This window comes from Paenibacillus segetis, assembly GCF_014639155.1.
GTDB classification, from domain to species: Bacteria; Bacillota; Bacilli; order Paenibacillales; family Paenibacillaceae; genus Fontibacillus; species Fontibacillus segetis.
The window spans coordinates 378635-403778 of sequence record NZ_BMFT01000001.1 but is presented as its reverse complement, the minus strand read 5'-3'; the positions used below and the strand labels follow the sequence as shown (position 1 = coordinate 403778).

Annotated in this window: 19 protein-coding genes; 5 read left to right on the top strand and 14 right to left on the bottom strand. The window is 42.5% G+C overall.

Annotation, left to right across the window (positions count from 1 at the left end; translation table 11 throughout):
• Nucleotides 1-63: 63 nt before the first annotated feature.
• Entirely contained in the window at nucleotides 64-1284 is a 1221-nt protein-coding gene (locus IEW05_RS01670; RefSeq protein WP_188535190.1) for a phosphoenolpyruvate hydrolase family protein, read from the bottom strand.
• A gap of 151 nt (nucleotides 1285-1435) precedes the next feature.
• The gene (locus IEW05_RS01665; protein ID WP_188535188.1) at nucleotides 1436-2938 is read right to left on the bottom strand and encodes a stalk domain-containing protein; all 1503 of its coding nucleotides are present in this window, start codon (nucleotides 2936-2938) and stop codon (nucleotides 1436-1438) included.
• 329 nt (nucleotides 2939-3267) lie between these two features.
• Here IEW05_RS01665 and brnQ point away from each other — a divergent pair, with 329 nt between their 5' ends.
• A complete protein-coding gene (brnQ, locus tag IEW05_RS01660) occupies nucleotides 3268-4608 on the top strand; it encodes a branched-chain amino acid transport system II carrier protein (protein ID WP_188535186.1) in 1341 nt (446 codons plus the stop codon).
• Nucleotides 4609-4816: 208 nt separating this feature from the next.
• On the opposite strand, the gene IEW05_RS01655 is transcribed toward brnQ, so the two are convergent.
• The 6 genes from IEW05_RS01655 to IEW05_RS01630 all read right to left on the bottom strand — a co-directional run bounded on the left by IEW05_RS01655 (nucleotide 4817) and on the right by IEW05_RS01630 (nucleotide 9506).
• Nucleotides 4817-5554 (bottom strand): 5'-methylthioadenosine/adenosylhomocysteine nucleosidase, encoded by a 738-nt coding sequence (locus IEW05_RS01655; protein ID WP_188535184.1) that lies wholly within the window; start codon nucleotides 5552-5554, stop codon nucleotides 4817-4819.
• 12 nt (nucleotides 5555-5566) lie between these two features.
• Nucleotides 5567-6415: a MetQ/NlpA family ABC transporter substrate-binding protein gene (locus IEW05_RS01650; RefSeq protein ID WP_188535182.1), complete on the bottom strand. Its 849-nt coding sequence runs from the start codon at nucleotides 6413-6415 to the stop codon at nucleotides 5567-5569.
• A gap of 19 nt (nucleotides 6416-6434) precedes the next feature.
• Nucleotides 6435-7205 (bottom strand): SDR family NAD(P)-dependent oxidoreductase, encoded by a 771-nt coding sequence (locus tag IEW05_RS01645; RefSeq protein ID WP_188535180.1) that lies wholly within the window; start codon nucleotides 7203-7205, stop codon nucleotides 6435-6437.
• A 5-nt stretch (nucleotides 7206-7210) separates the two neighbouring features.
• A complete protein-coding gene (locus IEW05_RS01640) occupies nucleotides 7211-7672 on the bottom strand; it encodes an S-ribosylhomocysteine lyase (RefSeq protein ID WP_188535178.1) in 462 nt (153 codons plus the stop codon).
• 89 nt (nucleotides 7673-7761) lie between these two features.
• On the bottom strand, nucleotides 7762-8442 hold the full coding sequence (locus IEW05_RS01635; RefSeq protein WP_188535176.1) for a methionine ABC transporter permease: 681 nt from the start codon (nucleotides 8440-8442) through the stop codon (nucleotides 7762-7764).
• The gene (locus IEW05_RS01630) at nucleotides 8439-9506 is read right to left on the bottom strand and encodes a methionine ABC transporter ATP-binding protein (protein WP_188535174.1); all 1068 of its coding nucleotides are present in this window, start codon (nucleotides 9504-9506) and stop codon (nucleotides 8439-8441) included. The genes IEW05_RS01635 and IEW05_RS01630 overlap by 4 nt, the downstream gene beginning before the upstream one ends.
• 259 nt (nucleotides 9507-9765) lie before the next feature.
• On the opposite strand from IEW05_RS01630, the gene IEW05_RS01625 reads away from it, so the two are divergent.
• A complete protein-coding gene (locus tag IEW05_RS01625) occupies nucleotides 9766-10635 on the top strand; it encodes an aldose epimerase family protein (RefSeq protein ID WP_188535172.1) in 870 nt (289 codons plus the stop codon).
• A 336-nt stretch (nucleotides 10636-10971) separates the two neighbouring features.
• Here the strand turns inward: IEW05_RS01625 and IEW05_RS01620 are convergent, their stop codons facing one another.
• The 6 genes from IEW05_RS01620 to IEW05_RS01595 form a co-directional block, all read right to left on the bottom strand.
• Nucleotides 10972-11829 (bottom strand): CPBP family intramembrane glutamic endopeptidase, encoded by an 858-nt coding sequence (locus IEW05_RS01620; RefSeq protein WP_188540668.1) that lies wholly within the window; start codon nucleotides 11827-11829, stop codon nucleotides 10972-10974.
• Between the two features lie 90 nt (nucleotides 11830-11919).
• Nucleotides 11920-12564, bottom strand: a complete 645-nt coding sequence (locus tag IEW05_RS01615) for a response regulator (RefSeq protein ID WP_188535169.1) — start codon at nucleotides 12562-12564, stop codon at nucleotides 11920-11922.
• Nucleotides 12551-13726, bottom strand: a complete 1176-nt coding sequence (locus IEW05_RS01610) for a sensor histidine kinase (RefSeq protein WP_188535167.1) — start codon at nucleotides 13724-13726, stop codon at nucleotides 12551-12553. Before IEW05_RS01610 ends, IEW05_RS01615 begins: the two co-directional genes overlap by 14 nt.
• 254 nt (nucleotides 13727-13980) lie before the next feature.
• Nucleotides 13981-16488, bottom strand: a complete 2508-nt coding sequence (locus tag IEW05_RS01605; RefSeq protein WP_188535165.1) for an InlB B-repeat-containing protein — start codon at nucleotides 16486-16488, stop codon at nucleotides 13981-13983.
• A gap of 187 nt (nucleotides 16489-16675) precedes the next feature.
• The gene (locus IEW05_RS01600; RefSeq protein ID WP_188540666.1) at nucleotides 16676-19807 is read right to left on the bottom strand and encodes a hybrid sensor histidine kinase/response regulator; all 3132 of its coding nucleotides are present in this window, start codon (nucleotides 19805-19807) and stop codon (nucleotides 16676-16678) included.
• Nucleotides 19808-20100: 293 nt separating this feature from the next.
• A complete protein-coding gene (locus IEW05_RS01595; RefSeq protein ID WP_188535163.1) occupies nucleotides 20101-21840 on the bottom strand; it encodes an ABC-F family ATP-binding cassette domain-containing protein in 1740 nt (579 codons plus the stop codon).
• Nucleotides 21841-22594: 754 nt separating this feature from the next.
• Here IEW05_RS01595 and IEW05_RS01590 point away from each other — a divergent pair.
• The 3 genes from IEW05_RS01590 (at nucleotide 22595) to IEW05_RS25695 (ending at nucleotide 25027) form a co-directional block, all read left to right on the top strand.
• Nucleotides 22595-22834, top strand: coding sequence for a hypothetical protein (locus IEW05_RS01590; RefSeq protein ID WP_188535161.1), 240 nt, complete (start codon nucleotides 22595-22597; stop codon nucleotides 22832-22834).
• Nucleotides 22835-22910: 76 nt separating this feature from the next.
• A complete protein-coding gene (locus IEW05_RS01585; protein WP_188535159.1) occupies nucleotides 22911-24368 on the top strand; it encodes an MDR family MFS transporter in 1458 nt (485 codons plus the stop codon).
• A 236-nt stretch (nucleotides 24369-24604) separates the two neighbouring features.
• Nucleotides 24605-25027, top strand: a complete 423-nt coding sequence (locus IEW05_RS25695; protein ID WP_229753219.1) for a hypothetical protein — start codon at nucleotides 24605-24607, stop codon at nucleotides 25025-25027.
• The last annotated feature ends 117 nt before the right edge of the window (nucleotides 25028-25144 follow it).

Below are 25144 nucleotides of genomic sequence, written 5' to 3'. Positions count from 1 at the left end.
CGAGAACGCTCTCCATAAAAAAAGTACGATTAACTATACATTAATCATACTTTCTGAGCTCATTTATGAAAACGCTTTTATGTCATGTGTTTTTGTGTTTATGTTAGATTTATATTGTTTTGGCGTACAACCTTTGTATTTCTTAAACATTTTGCTAAACTGTGCGTAATCTTGATAACCGACTAGTGGTGCTAACTCGGATAATTGGATATTTTCTCTATCTAAAATCTCGGCTGCTTTATCCATGCGATATTGCACGATATACGTCTGGAAGCTGCAACCTACTTGCTTGGTAAATAAACTACTCAAGTAACTTCGGGATACATGAGCCACCTTGGCTAAATCTATAAATGAAATCTCATTCATATAATTCTGGGCCACGTATTCTTTGACAAATTCAACATAGTCATAGTGCTTCGTGATTCCGTCTAACATTTTGACCATAAGGTCATCTTCATCAAGCTTCCCCGATATCTTAAAAGCCTTCGTTATATTGGTAATGGACTTCTCCGAGGGAATTCGCTCAAATGCAGAGCCCCCAATATACCCCATTAAATTCTCATTGTTGCTATACATATACTGAACATCAATTGGCGTTTTTACAGGACCACCATATACTAACTTAATGATGCCCGGCTTCAACTCATTGCATGCATGAAAGATCTTGTCCGCTTTCACCTTGGCAGCTTCGAGCGAAAATACCTTCTTGGCTCCTAATAATCCGCCTTCCGTCAAACCTAAATGCGCACAAATAATATCCGCGCCGGCCTCGATCATCTGTGCTGCTTGGATTTCATCAAATACAAAAGCAACGGTGAACAGATCCTTCTCATGAGCTAATCTTATCGCTTCTACTTCAAGCAAATAATCATTCCCATCTTCTTGCAGCGCCTCGCTAAAGCGGCCATCTATGAGTCCAACGGTAGGGTAGTTATTAATACCGGAGAATCCTTTAGCCTTTATTTCACTTATGTAGTCTTCCATATCCTTTGTCGGATCGGTTGCATTGAGTCCAAATATAATAGGCATATCCTTAACTAAAGGAATGATCTCCCTCGATCCAAAGTCCATGACCATATCATTGCTATTACAAAATGGTAAAAAACCAGCCAGCGAGCTTCTCCCCATTTGCCGAAATTTACCCGAGTTCAACGTCAGAATGAAATCAGCCCCACCCTGCTTGACATATTTTGCTGTAATTCCCGCACCTGTGCCCACACCAATAATATGATTGCCCATCTCTAATTGCGATCTGAGATTGTTCAGGATCTGTTCTCTGTTCATACTTCCACATCCCCCTATCCCTAATATAAGGATAACCGAAGGAAAGGGCGATAATCCAGTGGTCTATCGATCTCTACATTTAAACAAAAAAGGAGCCTCTTTAGGCTCCTTTTCCTGTGCTAGCTCAACCATCAACTCGATTCTTCATCCGTTATGTGGTCTTATTCTCGAATATGATGACCATTTTTTTGCTGCCTAAATATTCAACAGAAGTATTCAGTTGCTCCGACACAAAGCGTACTGGAACAAAAGTACTGTTATTTCTCAGTAGTAAAGGCGCGTCGGACATCACGGTTTGCTGGTTGATCTTCACTTGCTTATTCCCTACATACCAACGAATGGTCTTATCGTCTTGTTGAATCGTTACCTCTTTCGTATTCTGGTTCCAATTTACCTTTGCCCCAAGTTTCTCGGAAATGAAACGTATAGGCACATAGGTACGACCTGTCTGAATGAATGGCGCTGCTGTTAAATTGTAAATACTGTCGCCCAAATAGGCTGTCTTGCTGCCGATAATTAAACGTTGAGTCTTACCCTGAGATCTAATACCATATGGATCCGCATTCAATTTTTTAAATATTTTATAAGTTTGGGTTCCTTGGCTTAAGTCCAAGTAGTTATTATCCAACTGCAGTCCGTATCGTTCCGCCCCTGTATCCCAATGAAAATCAAAACTATTCTTTTGAATCGGCTCCAAATTCCACACCCGGTTGTTGCTCAAATTGAGGATGTTTAGGGCTTTCAAATTTCTTAACGGTTCCAAATTCCACACTCGGTTGTTATCCAAGTAGAGGGTACTCAGCTTATTCAAGTGTTGTAACGGATCTAAATCTTTAATCTTGTTAGAAGATAGATCCAATGAAGACAAGTTAGTTAATTTCGCTAAAGGGGCAAGACTCTCGATGTTATTGTTGCTAGCAGAGAGACCTTCTAGATTATAAAATCCTTCTATCATCTTAAGATCTGTAACCTGATCGCCATCAATCCCCAGATACGTCAGACTTTTGGATAGCTTCCGTAGTGGCGCAAAATCCTTGATTTTATTATAAGATACATTAAGATATGTCAGCTTTTTTATATTGCCGAGAGGAGCTATGTCCTCTATCGCATTGTCACTCATTTTCAAATACGATAATTCTGCGGCACTAGAGAGCCCCTGGGTATTCGAAATTTGGTTGTGGTCGGCGACCAATTCGATTAGACTCGGCAACTGTTTCACTACATCCAAGGATGAGATCTGATTCCAGCTTACTTCTAGATACTTCAAATCCTTCAGAGCGGACAAATCCTCAATCGATGAGATTTGATTGTCTTTGAGGCTAAGACTACGGATCTTTGTAAGTTTCTTTAGGGGTGTAAGATCCGTAATTGTATTATTGTCTAAATCGAGTTCCGTGATATTAACGGCATACTCCAGTCCCTGCAGATCTTTAATTCCTTTTCCCGCTAAAGATACATTGGTGAGAGATTCTAAATCCGCTTTCGTAAGTGGTTCATCGCCTTCTTTAGCTAACCACGAATGGATCGCTTGTTCGAGAATTTTATCCTTAATAACCGGTTCTTGGCTAAGCGCTTCCATCGAAGCTTGTCCTGGAAGGACCATACTTAGAACAACAATAAACATAACTAAGCTTACAGTAATACGTTTCTTCATGATGCCCATTCCCCCTTATGACTGTATTACGAGTATATTACCCGGTTCTTCCTGATAAGAACAGACGATATGTATATCCGTTACGCTATCGACAGATTAGTATAACACCTGAAGTCTCGCTAACAAATAAACAAATGTTGGATGTATTGAAGATGGCTTTTACATTCCCTCCCATCGGGGTACCCTAACAGATACCAGTCTCTGTCATTGGATTCATCCTCCTTTTACCCTATAATAGATCTGTCGATTAATGTCGAAGAGATCTTATTCGAATGATCTTGTTTAAGTGTTAATAATAAAATGAATTTTAGATACAGGAGAGACATTCTATGCAACGCATTCCTTTCAGTAACACATTGACAATCGGACTCATGCTTTTTGCCTTGTTCTTCGGAGCAGGAAATCTCGTATTCCCCGCGATGATGGGTCAGAACGCAGGTGATCAGTATTGGCAAGCCAATCTGGGCTTCCTGATCACGGGCGTCGGCCTGCCCTTGTTTGGAACGTTAGCGCTCGGATTTTCCGGCTCGAAAAATTTGCTAGCATTGATTAATCGCGTGCATCCTTGGTTTGCCTTCGGCTTCACCACTTTGCTGTACTTAACGATCGGACCATTGTTTGCTATGCCGAGAACTGGTAGCGTTTCGTACGAAATCGCTGTTAAGCCATATATCGAAACGGAGCATGGTCCGCTAGCCATGGTGGTCTTCACTGTATTATTTTTTGGGGTGACCTTGCTCCTTTCCATTAACCCTGCAAAAACGGTTGATATCATAGGAAAGATACTAACTCCTATTTTGATCGCCTGCATCACCTTGTTGGCCATAACTTCCTTTGCGGCACCCCTGGGCGAGCCTCAAAAACCAGAACCCGGTTATGCCTCCCAAGCCTTCTTTAAAGGATTTCAAGAGGGGTATTTAACGATGGATGCGCTCGCGGCATTAGTATTCGGCATTATCGTCATAGACGCTATTCGCGCGAAAGGGGTCTACGAACGTAAAAGCATTCTGAAAGTCTGCTTCCAAGCGTCCTTGATTGCAGCAGCAATGCTCGCCGTGATTTACACATCCCTGACTTATATCGGAGCAAGTAGCGTATCCACCTTCGGTATTCTGGCCAATGGCGGCGAGGTGTTGAACCTGGTCACTAGCCAATACTTCGGCACGTTCGGAGGTTTTGTACTCGGCATCATTGTACTGCTTGCCTGCCTGACGACAAGCATCGGCCTGACCACCGCTTGTAGCAGCTATTTTCAGAAGATCATTCCAGGCATCTCGTATAAAAGTTTCTGCGTCGTCTTGAGTGTTATCGGCGCCCTACTTGCCAATATCGGTCTAGAGCAATTAATCCACTTTTCCGTGCCTGTTCTGACGATACTGTACCCGCTAGCTATCGTGCTCATCATACTCACATTCTTTCATGATTTGTTCAAAGGTAAGCGCACCGTATACGGGATTAGCTTATTTCTAACTTTTCTCGTCAGCCTGGTCGACGGTCTTAAAGATACGCCACTAAATCTAGAGCAGCTCCATGACTGGTTTACTCAGTACTTACCATTGTATAGTTTCGGATTGGGCTGGCTTATTCCAGCTTGTGTGGGAGTGCTGATTGGGCTTCTTCTGCCGGAACGACTAATGGGACAACCATCTTCTAGTCTCTTGGAAGACTGATGAGTCGGCTATACCGATCAATAACCGAATATGCCTTTCAAAACTCATCAAACAAAATGAAATTCCAAAGATAAATAAGCCGCTTCTCCTAATAGAGAGGCGGCTTTAGCTTTATACAATATCACTAATTTGTTGAACCCATGACCTTATGAACAAAAACCCGCAAACAGTACGCTTAATTAAACGTACCGCCTACAGGCCCAGCATTTTATTCTACTACGGCTTCACTCTTGACATAAATCGATTGAATCTGCTGAACCAACAGCTTGGTATAATGCGCTGCATGCTCGGCAGCAACGTCCAGATTATCATCGAAGCTGTTAGCCGTAACGCTACCATGGCCAGCAATATCCGATACCGCCTTTACAGCTAACACCGGGATTCCATATTGCGCAGCGGCCTGCACAATACCCAGCCCCTCCATATCCGATACCTTGACCGAAGGAAAGGTAGATTTAATTCCTTCTACCCGCTCCGATTCACTCATGAATGAATCCAGGGTCAGTACCAATCCGAAATCAAGGAAATACGGGAGATCTGCTGCTGTAGCTGTTTGCCTTGCCATATCCAGCCAGGCAGCATTCAACTCATATTTCGCCGGCATTTGCGGAACCTGTCCGGGCTCATATCCAAAGCAGGTAGCATCGACATCACCATACACATACTGGGTAGCTACAATGACATCCCCGACACTTAATCCTGCAGCGAATGCGCCTGCCGAGCCGGAGTTGATGATCAAATCCGGTTTATACCGTTCAATGAGCAGTGTAGTCGCAATAGCAGCATTGACCTTGCCAATTCCACTCTCCACCAGAATCAGCGGCTCGCCCCGGTAAATGACTTCTTCAATAATTACCTTGCCAACCTGTGTCTTTACCTTGATTTGCGACTGACTGCGAAAAGGAGCCATTTCCTCTTCCATAGCTGTAATTATAGCAATTCGCATGAAGTAACCTCTCTATTGTTCCAAATAAGAAATTGGCTTTTCTACAGGCACTTTAGTACCATCGAAATTTTCATCGATATATTTCTGCGTATCTTCACTATGATACAATTCGCCTAATTTCAAAATACCAGGATCGTTTTGTTTATCAGAGGTGGTTACAAGCACGTTGATACTATTTTTCGTGTCCACAGAAATTTCCTCATGGAATAAGGAGTCCTTCAATACATTTAATCCGCCTTCCATAGCGATTGTATTACCAATCAGCACTAAATCTACATCTTGAATGACTCGCGGACCGGTCGTGTCATCGATCAGCTTAAAATTCAGATTTTTAGGGTTGTCGACGATATCGTTAACCGTACCCGTTCCTAAGTTGAAATCATCTTTTAATTTGATAAGTCCAGCTGCCTGCAGCAGACTTAATCCTCTGGCTGTATTGGCTGGATTGTCAGCCAAGGCAACGGTACCGCCATCTACAACCTCATCAATACTTTTGAACTTTCCAGAATAAATTCCCATCGGTTCAAGATAAGTGGTCGCTACCGCTACAAGATTGGCATTGCTGTCTTTATTGTAGCTGACCAGGTAGGCCCAAGATTGAAAAGCGTTCACATCAACTTCTCCCTCTTTGGTCGCATTATTCAATATTACGCCACCATTGATCTCCTTGACTTCGATATTGAGCTTGGCATCCTTGGCCGCCTGAGATTCTGCGATATGCTTCCAAATCTGAACGTCGGAGCCCTGCGAACCAATGACGATTGTCTGACCATCGCCAGATGATTTGCTGCCGCAACCTGCAATCACTAGTGTTAATACCAATCCAATGGCTAATCCGCCCCATAATCTACTCTTTTTCATATTTATTCTCTCCTCTCTACTAATGCATAGTCATACCGCCGGTTACATTAATGGCTTGTCCGGTCATATACGAGGATAATGGACTAGCCAGGAACAATACGACATTGGCAACGTCCAGAACCTCGGCGGTTCTTCCCAGCGGAACTTGCGAGCAATCCTCCGCATAGATCTCCTCTGCGGTCATCCCGCGAATAACTCCGCCTTCTATGCGCTCCCGATGCTTCATGGGCGTCTCTACGATGCCCGGACATACGGCATTGACCAGAATATTATGCTTCGCCAGTTCAACCGCCATCACTTTCGTCAAACCAAGAACAGCATGTTTGGATGCGCAATAACCGCCCATCGCCCGGTAACCGTTCTTACCTGCCTGCGATGCGATTTGGATGATTCTACCCGACTTCTCGGCATCAACCATCGCCTTCGCAAAAATTTTGGATACGAGATACAACCCAGTGGAATTAATAGAGAACACCTTTTCCCAATCCTCCAGCTTGCTGTCAATCACGTAATCCATTGTAGAAGTGCCGGCACAATTCACAACGATGTCCGGAACCCCCGCTTGTTCTAACACGATATTGGACCAACGATATATATCTTCTGATTGAGACAGATCCAATCTAGTCTCGAATAACTGTCCGTTAATCACTTGATAATCTTCTTCATAAGCGAGGTCAGCAGAAATGACCTTGGCCCCACTTTGCAGCAAAATTTCCACAATACCTTGTCCAATGCCTGATTTACCGCCGGTGACAACCGCTGTCTGATGAGATAAATCCAACGTAATCATGGGAATTACAACACTCTTTCAAAAGCGTCTCTACTAATACCCGCTTCCAGCACAATCTTCGCATATTCTTGGGCGGAGAACAGAGAATGATCCTTATAATTGCCGCATTCTAGCGCGGATACAGCCGGAACCTCCGTCGTTTCCAATACGCGCTTCAACGTTCTTTCTAGTGCGGATGCGATCTCTTCCGGATCATGCTCATTCCAGAGAATCAAATAATAGCCCGTTCTGCATCCCATTGGAGAAATATCAATAATTCCTTGAACCTCGTCTCTCATATAAGTAGCGAGCAGATGCTCCAGCGTATGAAGCGCAGCCGTCGGAATAGCATCTTTATTGGGTTGCAGGAAGCGCAGGTCATATTTTTGCACGGTGCTGCCTTTTTCGTCATGTTCGAGCCCTGCTGCCCTTACATAAGGAGCCTTTACTATCGTATGATCCAATTGAAAACTTTCTACTTTTGCCATTGTTCTTCAGTCCTTTGTATGTAGTATTGTATATGAATCCAGTACCCACCTAGAGGCAGCATACTGCATAAACCGTTGTAAACCCGATGTTAATGCGACGTTTTCTTGGTAAAATAATCACCGATGAATTGACACACAAACACCAGAATTAATATCAAAATCGTTGCTACAATCGTGATATCCGTCTGGAATCGGTTATACCCTTTACTAATAGCCAGATTGCCCAAGCCTCCCGAGCCAATGGCGCCCGCCATCGTCGTTAGTCCAATCAGGTTGATGACCGTAACCGAAGAAGCTCGAATAATCCCTGTTAAGCCCTCCTTCAGATACACACGGAAAATAATCTCGATCGGTCCCGAACCCATGGATTGAGCAGCTTCAATAATCCCGGGATCCACCTCTACCAACGCATTTTGTATTTGTCTGGCATAGAAAGGTACGATTCCGATGACCAAGGGCACAATCGCCGCATTCATACCGATCGATGTCCCTACAATAAGACGAGTAAGGGGAACGACAACAGCGATGAGTATAATAAACGGAATGGATCTGAACAGGTTAATGATTTTTTCCACCACACTATAGATCGGCCGATTCTCTAGAATACCTCCCTTATCGACGACAACCAGGGTAACGCCCAGCAATATGCCGAATAAGACCGAAAACAACGAGGTAACCACTACCATATACAGCGTTTCATAAGTGCTTAGAAGGATATCCTCTCTTAACTCCCAAATATTCGGAAAATATTTTATGAAAAAATCACTCATGCAAGATCACCTACTTTACTATTCTGCAAATGACGGGAATCGATAATTTCAACGGCAACCTGTGCCGACTGTAAATATCTTAGAGCTTCATCCAGATCACTGGCGGTGCCCGACATGACAACAATCAGATTACCGATAGGGGTTTGCTGTAAAATCTCCACATTCGCAAATAAAATGTTGGTTGTGACCCTGAAACGCGCGGTAAGCGTCGAAATGACGGGCTCGCTTGTACGATCACCAATATAAGAAATCTTGCAGAAAATATCGTTATTCTTCATATGAAGCAATGATGGATGCACCCTGAGCTTCTCCAATGTCTGATCAATATGGGTAGCCGTATTGATAAAATCACGAGTTAACTCAACCTGTGGGCGGCTAAAGATGGAGACGATATCACCTTGCTCGACAATCCTCCCGTCCTCCATTACGGCAACCTTGTTACATATTTCTTTCACTACCTGCATTTCGTGCGTAATAATAACGATCGTCAGGCCGAGGGTTTGATTCAATTTTTTCAACAATTCCAGGATCGATAACGTCGTCTTCGGATCTAGAGCGCTCGTCGCTTCATCGCATAATAATATTTCCGGATCATTCGCCAGCGCCCTGGCAATGGCCACCCTCTGCTTCTGCCCTCCCGACAATTGAGAAGGATAGGCATTCATTTTATCCGACAAACCTACCAGTTCAAGTAAATCCTTCACTTTCTTCGATCTCTCACTTTTAGAAAGCTTGGAGCTCTTTAAGGGATAATCCACATTGTCATAGATCGTTCTGGAATGCATCAGATTAAAATGCTGAAAGATCATCCCGATCTTCTTCCTTGCAGCGCGTAGCTCCTTGGGATGCAAGGTTAGCAAATCTTGTCCGTTCACCTCAACGCGTCCCGATGTAGGCCGTTGCAACAGGTTAATCACACGAACTAATGTACTTTTCCCGGCCCCACTGTAACCTACAATGCCGTATACGTCACCTCTATCAACGTGTAGGCTGACATCCTGAACGGCAACCACCGATTGTGAGCCTGTTTCAAAACTAACTTTGATATTAGATAAAGAGATCATGATGCCAAACCCTTTCTAAAAATTCTATGTATTTAACATTCCATCATTTTCATTTCAGTAATTGTACATCAGAATACTCGGAATTACTACTAAAATTTTTCTAATAGATTTTTTTCAAGAGACTTGTATCCACAACAAAAGGCACCCATGCGTGTTAATAACGAAATAAACAAAAAAAAACAGATCATCGAAGTCGACGATCTGTTACACTATTAGGACGGCATCACTCTTATTATAACTACCGCTGAGGAGGAAGATTATGTTTACTTGTTACACTAAGCAAGACCGATTTGAGACCTATGTTCTAACCAATGAGGATCATAAAATTAATATCGAAGTGGTTCCCGAACGGGGCGGTATTATTAGTAAGTATATACATAATAATGAACCGATTTTTTATCTCGAACAAGAGACATTAGAGGATACTTCGAAAAATATACGCGGTGGCAATCCTATTTTATTTCCTATTAGTAGCTACTTGGTTAATGAGACTTACTATTACAACGACATCGCTTATCAATTAAAACAGCACGGCTTTGCGCGTAATCTAGAAGCAAAAGTAATCCATACTTTTGCTGATGAGCACTGTGCTTCAATCACGCTTGAGATGGTAGATAATGAAGAAACATATGAAAGATACCCTTTCCATTTTAAGCTGATCATGAAATATTCGCTTACCAAGAGTGGATTAAGCATACAAGCTACTATTAATAATAATGACAATAAAGTGATGCCATTCTATTTAGGATACCACCCTTATTTCTATGTGGAAGATAAAGAGAGTATCGAAATAAATATTCCCTCATCTAATTACAAAGAAATGGTACCAAACAGTGTGGTGCAAGATAAATTCAACTTTAATCAACCCGAATCAACTGTCATTTATGAGCAGCTACAATCTAACCATTGTGAGATGATTGATCATGCAAGACAACTGAAAGTGACAATCACCTCAGAAGATGTATATCAGTATATGGTGCTTTGGGCATTGCAAGGAAAATCCTTCGTGTGCATCGAGCCTTGGATGGCTCCTGAAAATGGTATGAACGTTGGACAAGGCATCCAATATCTTGAAGCCAGCCAAACACATACATCCACTATCCAAATAACAGCAGAGTCATTGATTTAACTTCAAAAGTAGATGGTTCTAACCCAAAGATCATGTAACGAAGGAAAGACTGATAAATCCAGTGGTGTTGTGAGCCACAGAAAAACAGGATACCTTTTCTCCAAATCAAGTTAGGTATCCTGTTCCTGTTTTCTATTCAAATTACATTTACTTAAGTTCCTGCAAGAGACTCTCTCCAAACTACGGCATCGTTACATCAAAGTTATCTGCAACTGTTGCTCCAATATCCGAAAATATTCGTGAATTAATTCATCTGGAAATCCATCAGCCCATTGGTTTAAACATATCTTTGATCTTGTTCTCTTTATCCCGGAGCATTAGGAACGGTTCACCTTATCACTCTAACCGCGAAATCGAAAGGTGCCCATCGCGATTCCGTGCAACCCCAATGAGCATAGGAACGGAAATCAGAAGACTGATCAAAACCGGAACAATTGAGCCTTCGAGTCCAAAATTGCCCCCTGTTAGAAGCGCGGCACCTTTCATCTTCACCGTAAACAGACCGGCAGCAGCATGCCCCGAAACCAAAATGCCAAGCAAGCTTTCCAGTGCATTCCAAGCGAAATGCAGTCCTATGGTGAACCATAAGTTCCGTCTCCACATATAAGCGGCTCCGAGCAGAACGCCCGCTTCCACAGCGATGGCGAACCCGCTCCATAACGTTGCCCCTGGGTTTCCGAGATGGGCAACCCCGAAGAATAGAGAGGTCACGGCAAGCGCAAGCCAGTCTCCCCCCCACCTATGCAGAGCTTGAAATAGAAGTCCGCGAAAGATAAGCTCCTCGACAATAGCTCCGCCCAAAGCGGCTCCAATGGAAGAGATCAGGGCAGCATTCGTATCTACATTGGTTACCCATTGGAGGGAGTACCCCCCCATCGCCACGATAATAAAGGTAGACACCACGATAAAGATTGTACCGATAAGCATTCCCATGACCGTTTCAATGCCTGCGCGATGTTTGGCCAACTCTGGAACGGACCGCCGGGCTAGGTATCTTATCGTCAGCTTATAGATCAAGACGACAACGAGCCCATCAATTAGCGTCCATATAAGGGAAACCATTCCTTCTGCTCGCTCTGCTAGCGGCCGGAATACCGCATCCGCGAGAACGATGCCTAGAGCCCCTACAATCAACCAGACGATTGGAAAACGCCAAAATGAATGCCAATCCCTTATTGCCCCGCTATTCTTCATGCCTTGCATCAGCTCCTCCATTACTTGGTGCTTTGAGTATAAGCTGAGAAAGTCATAAAGAAACAGTGCGGTTTGGTCATAATTCTCCTATTAATGGTCTATGATTCCGGAATCGCGGGCTTTACGAGCGGCCTCCCGCCTTCCTTTCACATTCAGCTTCGAATAAATGTTGGAGATATAATTTTTGACCGTCCCTTCGCTCAGATACAGCACCTCGGCAATGTCTTGATTCCGCATGCCAGAAGCCAGCTTATGCAGCACCTCGATTTCACGCGCAGTGAGCCCGTATTCATTGTTCTTCGCGGCGGGGGCATTGTTCATGCTTTTGATCATCTTACTCGCCATCTCCTGTGAGATTAACGTCCCGCCCGTGTGAACGACTCGTATGCCTGCGGCCAGATCCCGGGGATGAATGGCTTTGAGCAGATAACCTTCCGCTCCATGGCTTAACGCGGCTAACACGTACTCTACTTCCTTATAGGAAGTTAGCATGATGATTTTGATTACGGGCATTCGCTCTTTAATCAGGGTCGTTGCGGCAACGCCATCCATGACGGGCATGTTGATATCCATCAGCACGATATCCGGTATCCATCGTTCGCAGCCCTTGATTGCTTCTTCCCCATTCTTGGCAAGCCCTACGATTTCCAAATCTTCTTCCATGGACAGCACGATATGCAAGCTCTCCAAAATCAATTCCTGATCATCAACAAGCAGCACTTTAATTTTCTCCATGCAGCATCACTCCTTTCAGCGGGATCTCGCATCTAACCTCGGTTATCGCTGGAGTTCCCTCCTCAGATAACACGGATAGGCTGCCTCCCAGCCGCTCGACCCGATGTTTCATGGAAGTTAAACCGAAGCCATAATTCAGCTTGTCGATCGGTTTGCCGTTATTTCGAACGCACAATTGCAGCTTGCTCTCGGAATATCGAAGTTCCAGGTGCAATTGAGACGCTTTTCCATGTTTTAATGCGTTCGTAAAGGACTCTTGGATGACCCGAAGGATCGCCTGCCGCGCTTCAAACCGGATGGGCCGCTCTTCCCCCAAGAGATTCAGAGTCAAGGCCGTCCCCGTGTGCTCCCGGAAACGGACCACAAGGGATTCAACCTGCCTGATAAGACTCGACTCCTCTTCTTCTCCCATCTCGTGAACGATGTTCCTCATTTCGTCCAGATCTTTCTCAGCCAATGCCCGTAAGCGAATTAACCGATCTTTGACCTCGGCAGGTTTGCGATCCAAGAGGGCAATAGAAGCATCAAGGCTCATAATGAACGAGATAAAGGAGTGCCCCAGTGTATCATGAAGCTCCCGGGACATGCGGTTGCGCTCTTCCAGCAAAGTCATCTTCTCGATCTCGGCAGTGTAGTGAGTTAACAGCTTATTTTGCTGCTCCACTTCGGCCACCAGTTCATTCTTTTGATAATATGCATTGGCTACGAAGCTTGCCCACATGCCTATGAAGCAGAACAGCAGATTGTCCGTTCCGACACTAAGGGTTCGCTCCCAAGTTACGCCTAAGGAAGACTGAAAGAAAAAAGGAATAAAAGTCACTGTGGGAATGATCCAGAGCGTTTCCCTCGTCAATAAGTACCCCATTGTAAGACTCGGCAACAAGTAGTCCGCTTTGGAAGTCAGGTCCGGGTGGATGACAGAATTCACATAATAAGAACCGCCTAGCACTAGCTCCAGTACGCAAAACCAGACTTTGTTCGTCCGCCGCCCTGGAAACCAGAACATCATAGGAACGACAAGCGCTATGATCAGCCAGATAAAATATAATAACGACCGGTTCATAGGTTCGCTGACGATAATAAGCCGAGACGACAGCAAAATATAATGGTACAAACGAAGAGAGAATATGCCCCAATCCATGAGGGGTAATATTTTTTTCATATCATCCTCCTACAGAGAATCCGAAAACAAAACTTCATAGATATAGTTTATACCAAAAATTCTGCCGCACAAATAGGTTCGCAAGCAACGGCAAGTTTTAGGGCGATCCTTTTTGTCTGTCGTCGCGAATATCTCTCACACCTTTCAAACAGAGGTGAAAAAAATACGTCACAATAGAAATACCGGAACTAAATGCGTACCAAATGAAATCGAAAGGCACCCTGTCGTCGGGTGCCTTATCCTAAGATTTTCTTCTATTTCAGATTCAACGCTCTGTACAACATTGCGACAATCTCTGCTCGTGTCACTGTTTCATCCGGCCTAAATTTCCCATTGCCACCTAGTACAATCCCATTTTCCGCTAATGCAGCGATATAACCATGACTCCAATGTGCTGTAGGCACATCCTGGAAAGTACTTGCTCCACCTGGCTCTAGCTTAAGAGCAAGCGCTACAATTTTGGCCATCTCTGCACGAGTCAAAAAAGCAGTTGGATTAAATTTCCCACTTGAACCATCGACAATTCCTGCTTGTTGTAACGCCATAATGGCTTCATAGTACGAATGGTTTGGATCTACATCCAAAAAAGTAGCGACCTGCCTTGTTGGCTCCAACGCAAAAGCACGATAGAATAACAGCGCCACATGCTGGCGTTGAATGAATTCATTCGGATGAAATGAACCGTCTGAATACCCTGTAATAATCCCTTGAGCGGCTAGCTCCCCTATCATTTCTTTTGCCCAATGATCGTGAATATCAGTAAAGGTCACAATTGGCTGTTCTTTTTTCGGCTCTTCTGGTTCTGTGGTTGTGTTTGCAATCCATTTCGCATAAAGTGTCGTATCTCTTGTCATACGGTCCGTTGCTAAATTCCACAGATTGATTAGCGCAGCCTCTTTATACCACCCTCCAAAAGTAAAGCCATTCTTCACAGGAATCGGTAACTCTGCCAACTTTGTATCATATGCTATGGATAGATTACCTAAAGGGTTCCCACCATTCGACTCAAAATACACCCGTGAATTTTGAGGTGATGAGATTGTACTTCCTCCATTGGTGTTATTCTCCACTTCATATTTCACTACCTGCCACTTGGCATACAATGTTGTTGGCTTATTTACTACATCATTCGTAAAATCCCACCGATTCGTCAGTGCAGCCTCTTTATACCAGCCTTCAAATGTATAACCCAGCTTGGTTGGAACAGACGGTTCTGATGCCTTTGTGTTGTAATCGACCATCTGGGATGAGATTGTACTTCCTCCATCGGTGTTAAACGTCACTTCATATTTCACTACCTGCCACTTGGCATACAATGTTGTCGGCTGATTTACGACATCATTCGTGAAATCCCAACGGTAAGTCAGTGCGGCCTCTTTATACCAACCTTCAAATGTATATCCCAGTTTAGTCGGAACAGACGGTTCTGATGCCTTTGTGTTGTCGTTGACCATCTGGGAGGAGATTGTACTTCCTCCATTGGTGTTAAACGTCACTTCATACTTCACTACCTGCCACTTGGCATACAATGTTGTTGGCTTATTTACTACATCATTCGTAAAATCCCACCGATTCGTCAGTGCAGCCTCTTTATACCAGCCTTCAAATGTATATCCCAGTTTGGTCGGAACAGACGGTTCTGATGCCTTTGTGTTGTCGTTGACCATCTGGGAGGAGATTGTACTTCCTCCATTGGTGTTAAACGTCACTTCATACTTCACTACCTGCCACTTGGCATACAATGTTGTTGGCTTATTTACTACATCATTCGTAAAATCCCACCGATTCGTCAGTGCAGCCTCTTTATACCAGCCTTCAAATGTATAACCCAGCTTGGTTGGAACAGACGGTTCTGATGCCTTTGTGTTGTAGTCGACCATCTGTGATGGGATTGTACCCCCTCCATTAGTGTTATACGCCACTTCATACTGGTCGACGATCCACTTGGCATAGAGCGTTAAATCCCCTGATATTGTTTTTACTGCATTTACACTATAATCTGTGCCACTACCATCCTGCTCAGTATTCCATCCGATAAATTTATAACCTATTTTTTTTAGTGAACCTTCATTCTTTACAGTAAATGTTGGGGTATTCTTTCCTGTATAATCCTCTGAAACTTGTCCACTTGTTTGTCCATTTCCGTTATAAGTGATTTTGTTTCCTATTCCATCAAATACAAATCCATTTGAATTAGCATAATCTTGAGCCTTTGATGGAATAACCCCCATTATTTTAGTGCCAGCAGGTATAGAGTTTTGTTTTATTTCGGTATCAGAACCTAGAAGTGTTATTGTTTCTAGATCGTTCCCAACAAAAGAATTATCCCATATTTCTTTTACACTGCTTGGTATCGTTATACTTTGCAATTTATTATTAGCGAAGGCATTAGTTCCAATAAATTCAAGTTGATTCGATAAAGTAACCGATGACAGTTGATTATTTTGAAATGCCCCAGAGCTTATTACCTTAATATTATTTGACATATTGAGAGAGGTCAGGTTTTTATATTGGAAGGCATAAACAGCTATTGTAGTGATAGGCTTTCCACCTAGCGTATCTGGAATAACTACATTTACTCTGCTGGAATCTAAATCTGCAGTAAGAGTAACCCCACCTGGGTAGTACGGTATAAAATTTGGTTGATTGTCCTCATATACAAAATCATTTTCTATACTATTTGCAAAAACCTTATTCTTATTAAATGGTAACAAGCAAAACAAAAGTGAAATTGTAGTTATTAAAAATATAAACTTACGCATTTTCTCTATCTCCTATTCATATTAAAGTAGTCCATAATTGGATTGTCTTCGACTCTATCAAGATATTATAGAGCCAACTATAGGAGATTGTAGTCCTACTAAAGTAGGATACGGCAAGAATTTATGGAAGAGAACATTGCTATCGTACTCATCAACATTTTTGTCCCTCATCCTCAAAGGGAGCGGTCTATTCGTATTCACGAATCGGAGTCACCCTGTTATGTACATGGAAAGTTACCTTTGTCCCTATACCTAACGTACTTTTGATATGAAGTCCTGTTCCGAAGTGCCGTATTAATCGCTGATCCGTATTTATCAATCCGACACCTGAATGACTATTTGCTTTTCTTTCTAATATTCGTTGCAATTGAACTTCGTCCATTCCAACCCCATCGTCTTCAACAGTTATCTCTGTATGCTCCTCATAGACAGAAATCCGAATAACAATCTTTCCCCCACGAATGCGCTTCATAACGCCATGTCTTATCGCATTTTCAACGAGAGGCTGGATCGTAATAAATGGGATTTTTACTTCCTCGCAGCCATCTATCTCCCAAATAACCTGTAACCTTTCTTCAAACCGAACCTTTTCAATATATAAATAAGAACGCACCAGACTTAGCTCCTCTTCGATCGGAACAAGCCCATCCATATTTTGAAATTTAAATTTATTCGTCAGATAATTGCTGAACTCATCGAGCAAATTACGCATCTTATCCAAATTAATATCGCTTAGAGCTGTTACAGCATTCAACGCATTAAATAAAAAATGAGGCTGGATTTGCGCTTGCAGCCATGCAGCTTCTAATCGCAGTTGTTCCCGAACAGATCGTTTAATCGTAGTTAACGCCTCGATCCGCGATTTTAATTCTATTGCTTCCACTGGCTTCGTCACATAATCGTTAGCCCCGGCTATAAAACCGCTCTGAATATCTATCGGTTGGCTTCTTGCGGTAAGGAGCAATACAGGGAGCTCCGTAAGTGTAAACCGCTCGCGGATCATTCGTGTCAGCTCATAACCGGACATCTGCGGCATCATGATATCGGAGATGACCAGATCACATTCCTTTGTATCCAGTACAGCCAACGCTTCTTTACCGCTCGTTGCCATCGTTACCACATATTCGTCTGGCGGTAGTATGGACTCAAGCACTTGAAGATTGACAGGATCATCATCAACAATTAATAGGTGCGGACGATCGCGATCCATTTCTAGTATAGTTGGTTGTTTCGCTGCTTGCGGGATTCCCACTTTGTCCAAATCGACCGAGGAGGCAATTTCTTGAATTGCCATAGCTTGTAATGTATACGGTTTGAATGAGTTGGATACATCATTTTTTTCTTCCGCTTTCAAGTCTGCTAGCTTTAATGAAAATGTAAATGTTGAGCCTTCTCCTAAAGCAGAGGACACATCTAACGCACCTCCATGAAGCTCAACCAGTTGCTTGCTTATACTTAAACCTAACCCAAAGCCACCTTCAATCATGGTCTCACTCGCGCTGGCTTGCTCGTATGGGCGGAATAAGCGCTTAAGCAAGTCCTCGTCCATTCCGATTCCGGTATCGGTAATAACGATATAAGCTCGTCCATCCTTTGCAAAAGCTTGAATCGAAATAACCCCATCATTCGTATATTTCACCGCATTATGAAGTAAATTGAACACGATTTGGATCACCCTATTCTCATCCGCAATTACTGGGGGGAAATCTTCCGAAATCTGATTAGCAATTTGGACAGACTTTACTTCTGCATTAAATTGCAGCATATCCATTACTCCGGTCACGATTGGCTGGATAAATATAGCTCTTTTCTGTAGACGTGGATTGCCTTCCTGTAAACTCATCACATCAATCAAATCGTTCAATATCAATGTCAACCGACGTCCTACGGATAATACCGTTTCAAGCTCCTTGATGCTCCGTTCCTGCAATAAATGCTGTTCTCTTTTTAAGACGGATTGTGACATGTTAAGCATGCTATGCAGCGGATTTTTAAATTCATGTGATGTGTTTGCCAGAAACTGATCCTTATGGTCATTCATTCTTTGCAAGGTTGCAGCAAGCTCTTTGGTGTTCGCATGCATGATAAAGTAGCCCTTAAACCATTCAGAGGCTAAACAACCCATCGCAATAATCATATCGAACGGATAGTAGACAAGACTCAAACCGCTCTCCAGCAAGATTAACGACCAAAGAGAATGGTTCATCAACGCAAGAAAAGAGATAAGCAGTAAAAGATTGCTCTTTAAATCTTTGAATACTATTTTAAACATTGTAATCAACGTGATAACTGCAGCAATACCAACTAATAGATAATAAACCGGAAAGAGCATAATCACTTGAGATGGATCTAAGAACAAAGTGATGCCGGCAGTCCCTAGAGTCATTACTTTATAGACAGGATACATCCTACGCCAATATGGAAGCTCGCGATGATTCGTACACTGGAGCAAAGCATAGGCTGCAATAATGAAAGCAATATTAGCCAACCTAAAATCCCAATTAATTCCTATGTAAAATAATTGATGGAACAGCTTCTCATCCGTACTAAAGACACTCGTGATCGTTACACATAATGCAAGCAAACTGAAATAAAGCAGCTTCTTTTCCTTATTTCCTAGCAAATACAAAATAAGTGCATAGACAGCATGCATAATAAATATAATCGCTGCCAAAAACTGCATAGCAACGGAAGCTTTCATCTCTTTGGCAATGGCTTCTTCTGAACCAAATTTAATGGAGCGGACAATGCCCCCGCTTCGACTATCCACATAATTTGCCGCCTGAATGACGAGTTCGATTACACCGTTTTCGTCTGCTGTAAAGGTTGTAGAATAAGGTAGGTCCTTCGAAATATATTTATCCTTTGTTGTTGCCACCTGTCCGGATTTAGTAAGCAATCGACCGTTTACATATAATTCTGATGCAGTGCGTACGCTAGGTATACGAATACTATAATTAAGGTTCTTTGCCGGGTCTACATAAAGACGCAAACGATAAGAACCATACCCGTATGGCGATGGCTTGTCAGCATGCAAAGCTTCATTCCATCCTCCCGGTACCTGAATATGCCTTGGCGCATTATCGCCTAACAATTGTTCCCGACTACCATCTATCAACCATTGCGAGGGATAGAACTCCCATTCCCCATCAAGTAAGAGAATGCTGCCATCTTCTGCATTCCAATTGCGCAAATCGAATTGCCCATGATGAATGGACACCTGTTTGGGATCATGAACCGTTTCCATCCATAAAATGCGCAAACCGGTTAATACAACTAATATGAACACTAGCAATAATATAATATAGCTCTTTTTCATTTGATATTTGGATGAGTGAGTTTCCAAGAAGTATTTCTCCCCTAGTCATTTTCTTCTTAAGTCTATTATATAGCATTACCTACATGGAAAACTTTAGATATTCAAGTCGGATAAAAAAAGAATTAGCTCGGAATCCTCCACTTATAAATACGTTATATAATATATTGTTTCATCAGTATAACTTTACACAAAATAACCTCCCTATAACAGGGAGGTTATAATATGCTTTCTAACTACTGACGGATTGCCATCATAGTGTCATGTTTCATCGTTGAATCGGACTAATTCGTAGTTTATAGCAACTTAATCAGCTCTTCTAGCTCATCAACTAATACTTTTGCAAGTTCAAAATTAGTATCTTTTAAAGCCAATTCTATTTTCATTTCAACTGCTTTTTTGTTTTGTTCCGCTTCTAAATAGTCTTTATCAAAATGACGAGCATAAATCATCTGTTTAAATTTTTTCATTTTCATTTTTCTAATCGTCTTATCGTCAATGATTAATACATAATCCATACCATTTACAACAGAATAGAAATCATGAGATATCATGAGAATCGCACCTTTATAATCTGCAATGGCATTTTCCAATGCGATTTGTGTATAGGTGTCTAAATGGCTTGTCGGTTCATCAAGAAGTAATACATTTGCTTTACTGGCAGAAACTTTAGCCAATTGAAGCATATTTTTTTCTCCACCAGATAAAGATGCTATCTTTTGATTAACGATTTCTCCTTCAAAGCCATAGTGTGATATATACGATCTAACCTCATCATAAGTACTAAACCCAGCATCGATGAATTCTTCTAGTATTGTATTAGAATCCTTTAGCATTTCGCCTTGGATCTGAGATAAATAAGCCATTTTAACATCAGCATTTATTTCAATTGAATCATGATTATTGTTAAAGATATCTCGGAGTAAAGTCGTTTTTCCGGTACCGTTTGGGCCGATAATGGCTACTTTATCCGTAGATTTTATCTCAAAGTTAACATTGTCTAACAGCAGCTCATCAAAGGCAACACTATAATTACTGACATTTATAACCGTGGTGTCTTCCATTTCATTCTCAATATCAAAACTGATATTCGGTTGCTTAATATCAACAAATGGTGCTTTAATTCTACGCGCTTCCAATCTCTCTTGAAACCTAACTCTAGCTTTTAACGCTCTCCCTCTAGATGCTTCTGAATTATAAGTTGCGATAGCTCTAAGATTATCAATAATGTTATCGTATCTCTCAATTTCTTCTTGTTCAGCGACTGCAATTTCTTGCAACTCCATTTTTGTCTGAAGTAATGAGAAATTATACTCAATATATCGCCCATCAAACTCTTGGATTTCCATGTTTTCAAGGTGTATTATTTTGTTGAAACAATGATTCAATAGATATCGGTTGTGGGTAACAACTAGCAGTATGCCTTTGTGAGCATTAATAAGTTTTTTAAGCGCATTTAGGTTTTCAAAATCTAAAAATACATCGGGCTCATCCATAATCATCAAGTCAGGACTATTAAGCATCTCCTTCATCACTTGAATAAGCTTGAATTCTCCACCACTCAGTTCGGATACCCTAACATCTTTTAGCTTCATGAGGTTTGCTAGATTTAGTTGCTTATTCATGTTGCTTTCAAAATTATCGCCGCCGATTGCATTAAATGCGTCTAGAGCTAATTGGTACTTTTCGAGTAACGGCTCAATATCCGATGAGGTTTCCATTTCAGTACAAATAGATTGTATTTCATTTTGTATCTTAATAAATTCTTCTCCGATATATTCAAAAACGGTTGTTTCTTTCGTTCTGTCTAGTTGGGAGAACTGACTTACATACCCCATTGTGCAGGTTGGATCTATCTCTAACTTGCCCTCGAACAAATATCTTTCTGGATCCATCAGTATATCGATCAGTGTACTTTTACCACTGCCACTTGTTCCAATAAAAGCGCAATGCTGTGCCTCTTCTAACGTAAATGAAATGTTATGATATAGTTCTTTTTGTGGAAATGAGAAGGATAAGTTTTCAACTTTTATCATCGTATTACCTTTCTGTATAACTAAAATAGTGACTATTATTGAAAGTATTGTAGCGCGTAGTTTTAGAGTTTGCCGTTTGTTAGCGTAACACTGTTTACAAGCAACTTCAATGTATTTGTATCCCATCCCTTGGGGGTCAAAGTTCTGAAAAGCCTAGATGTTTCATTTCATTCCATTCGTACATAGAAGTCCTCCCTCCTTTCCTTTTGATCATATCACCGACGATTTTTACATACTTGATTCGAGTTGTACAATAAAATCTTGCCGTTACTTATGATACGGTTCCCCGTAACATATATGTGAAGTAGACATTTGATAACAGACAATGTTAGCTCAAAGGGAGTGTCTGCACACTCCCTTTTTTCGCCGTTACTTATGAAACGGTTCGGCTTATCGCGTCTATCGGTGAAAAATGCTAAAGGAGCTGCCACGGCATGCTCCTTAGTTGATGTTCTTATGGATTTTTATTTTCATGATCTGCACGACAGGCTGACGATTCGGTGCCGACACACTCGAAAAGTCAGCCTTTTTATTGATTTACCTTGTTGAATTAACCGGCACGGTATAATACTCCCCAAATTGCATCTCGTCAAGAGAAAATCTGAGAACGAGCGACATAGCGAGGGATCCCTCCTTTTGCTTTCTAAATTGGAATGAATTTATGAATATGCAGGACGACACCGTTTTTTCCAATTCATCCAATCTCACGTAAAATATTCTTCAGATCGATGAGGAATAAGGGAAGGAGAACTGTATGAACAGCGTGGACAAAATCAGATTTTTACTATTTTACGGTGAAGCGCCCGAGGCAACTTGTTACGGGTATATGGAGCTGAATCGGGATGGCAATATGATCGCGCTCTACAATAGTTGCGGCGAGGAAATCGACATGTTTGGCGGACATGAATTTGTCAGGGTACGGGCGCTTGGCAAATTCGATGATGAAGACCGCGATAATTTTTACTCCTTGTTAGAAAGTGATGGTGTAGGATAACCTGTACGACAGACAGGTGAAGATTCGATGTCAAGACACCACGTGGAACGCAATGAATATTCTCTGGAGGTGGAAGATGAACAAACAGGTTCAAGAGGCAAGCGGAATGAAGAGAGGGACGATGTTAGCCTCCCTGCTCATCGGTGCATTTATTGCGTTTCTTAACGAAAATTTACTTACCAATACATTTCCTGGATTAATGCGTGAGTTCAACGTTGCTGCTTCGACCATACAATGGTTATCGACCGGTTATATGCTGATGATCGGCATACTGGTGCCGGTGACCGCATTGCTACAGCAATGGTTCACGACTCGCCGGATGTTTATGTCCGCGATGGCATTATTTTTAGCAGGTACCTGCTTGTGTACAGTATCCCCCGGATTCGAAGTCTTGCTGATAGGCAGGGTTGTTCAGGCTTGCGGGACAGGATTATTGATTCCTTTGATGATGAATACGATTCTTGCCCTCTATCCTCCGGAACGCAGGGGGGCTGCCATGGGTCTCATGGGGCTTGTCATCATGGTCGCCCCTGTCATCGGGCCAGCTTTGTCGGGTTTGGTTATCGATACCTTACACTGGCGATGGCTTTTCTACATTATGATTCCTGTCGCATTGTTTTCGATTATTTATGCATTCATTTACTTAAAGAATGTTACAGAAATCACCAACCCAAGGGTCGATCTTTTATCCATTGTTATGTCAATCATCGGGTTTGGTTGTGTCACCTACGGTTTCAGCCAGACTGGTGTCTGGGCTGGTCCTGGGAGTTACAGTTTGATTACCATAGGCGGCCTCTTCTTGCTCTTGCTTATTTGGCGGCAGCTCAAGATTAAAGAACCTTTGATTGATCTTTCCGTATTCCGGTATCCCGCTTTTTCTTTGGTAGCGGTATTGATAGTAGTGCTGATGATGGTTTTATTCGCCACCACGACATTGCTGCCGATCTATATGCAGGATGTGATGCAGTTGACAGCATTCGCGACAGGTTTACTTCTGATGCCAGGCTGCATTTTAAACGCAATGATGATGCCTGTGACGGGAAAATTATTCGATAAATTCGGGCCGAGATTCGTCATAATGCCCGGACTGGCCATGATCGCCCTATCGCTTTGGCTGTTTGCCGGTATCGACAGCGATACAACCCGAGGCTCCGTTCTGTTCAATCATGTCCTCTTATTCTTAGGCATATCGTTTGTCGTCATGCCGGCTCAGACGGCAGGAATGAATCAACTTCCGCGTCACCTGGTCCCCCATGGCACAGCCATATACAATACGCTCCAACAGATTGCCGGGGGAATTGGCATCGCTTTGTTCGTCGGCATCATGTCGTCCGGAGCCAATCGTTATCTTCACCATTCGCTCGATCCCGCAGCGTTTCAAAATAAAACACAAAGTATCGTGGCCGGTTTGCAAACGGTTTTTTGGATTGAATTTATTCTCACAATACTTGTTTTGGTACTGGGTTGGTTTATAAATGGCCGTCTTTGTGTCGATTCTTCTCTAAAGAAAGAAGCCGAAAATTTGTTGCCTTAGGGTCTCGAAACACTTATTTCGCCGTCACTTATGATACGGTTCACCGTATCATCTATAGAGCGAAATTTAAGGGCACCCGATTGGGTGCTCTTTTGCTTCTTACTACTAACCATACAAAGATGGAGTCAATAATGGCTGTTCCATCAACACAAAAAGAACAAAGGAGCGCCCCCAGACCATGAACTTTAATGAAAATAAAAAGAAAGCCTTAACTACCTACATCAATGACCATTTTGATGGACAAATGTCGCACTTCCCCTACGCTAAATACCCAACTGAGCCACTCGAACTCTGGCTCAGGCAGTTCAGTGACCCAAGTACAGTCCGGCCTGAAACGATTCGTGAAGCTTTGTTCTGGCGATGTGGCTTCTGGCAGAGAACAGATGCCCCCTACACGCAAAAGCAACCGGTCAGAGGACTGGATTAACCAACGGGTGCAACGGCTGCTAGTTGCGGCAAAACAAAACCCATTTCAGCAAACCATGTATGCAAGCCACTTAATCAATTTGAAAGTCCTTATTACCCTCATTCTTCAGTACAAAGAGCATCTTACTGGATTGGAACAGAACATAGAGCGAGCGATGCTTTTCTCTCCGCCTGTTCAATTATTGCAGTATTTCTGCTTTGTTAGTTATACGCCTTTTCCTTGCGTAAAGTAAAAAACAAACGGCACGGGGCTTTCCCATGCCGTTTTGAATTCCATTTTTATTCCCGTTCTTACCTTTGAGCTTAACTTAATGACATTGCCTGTTTGGGTGTCCTTATTGTTTTTCTAA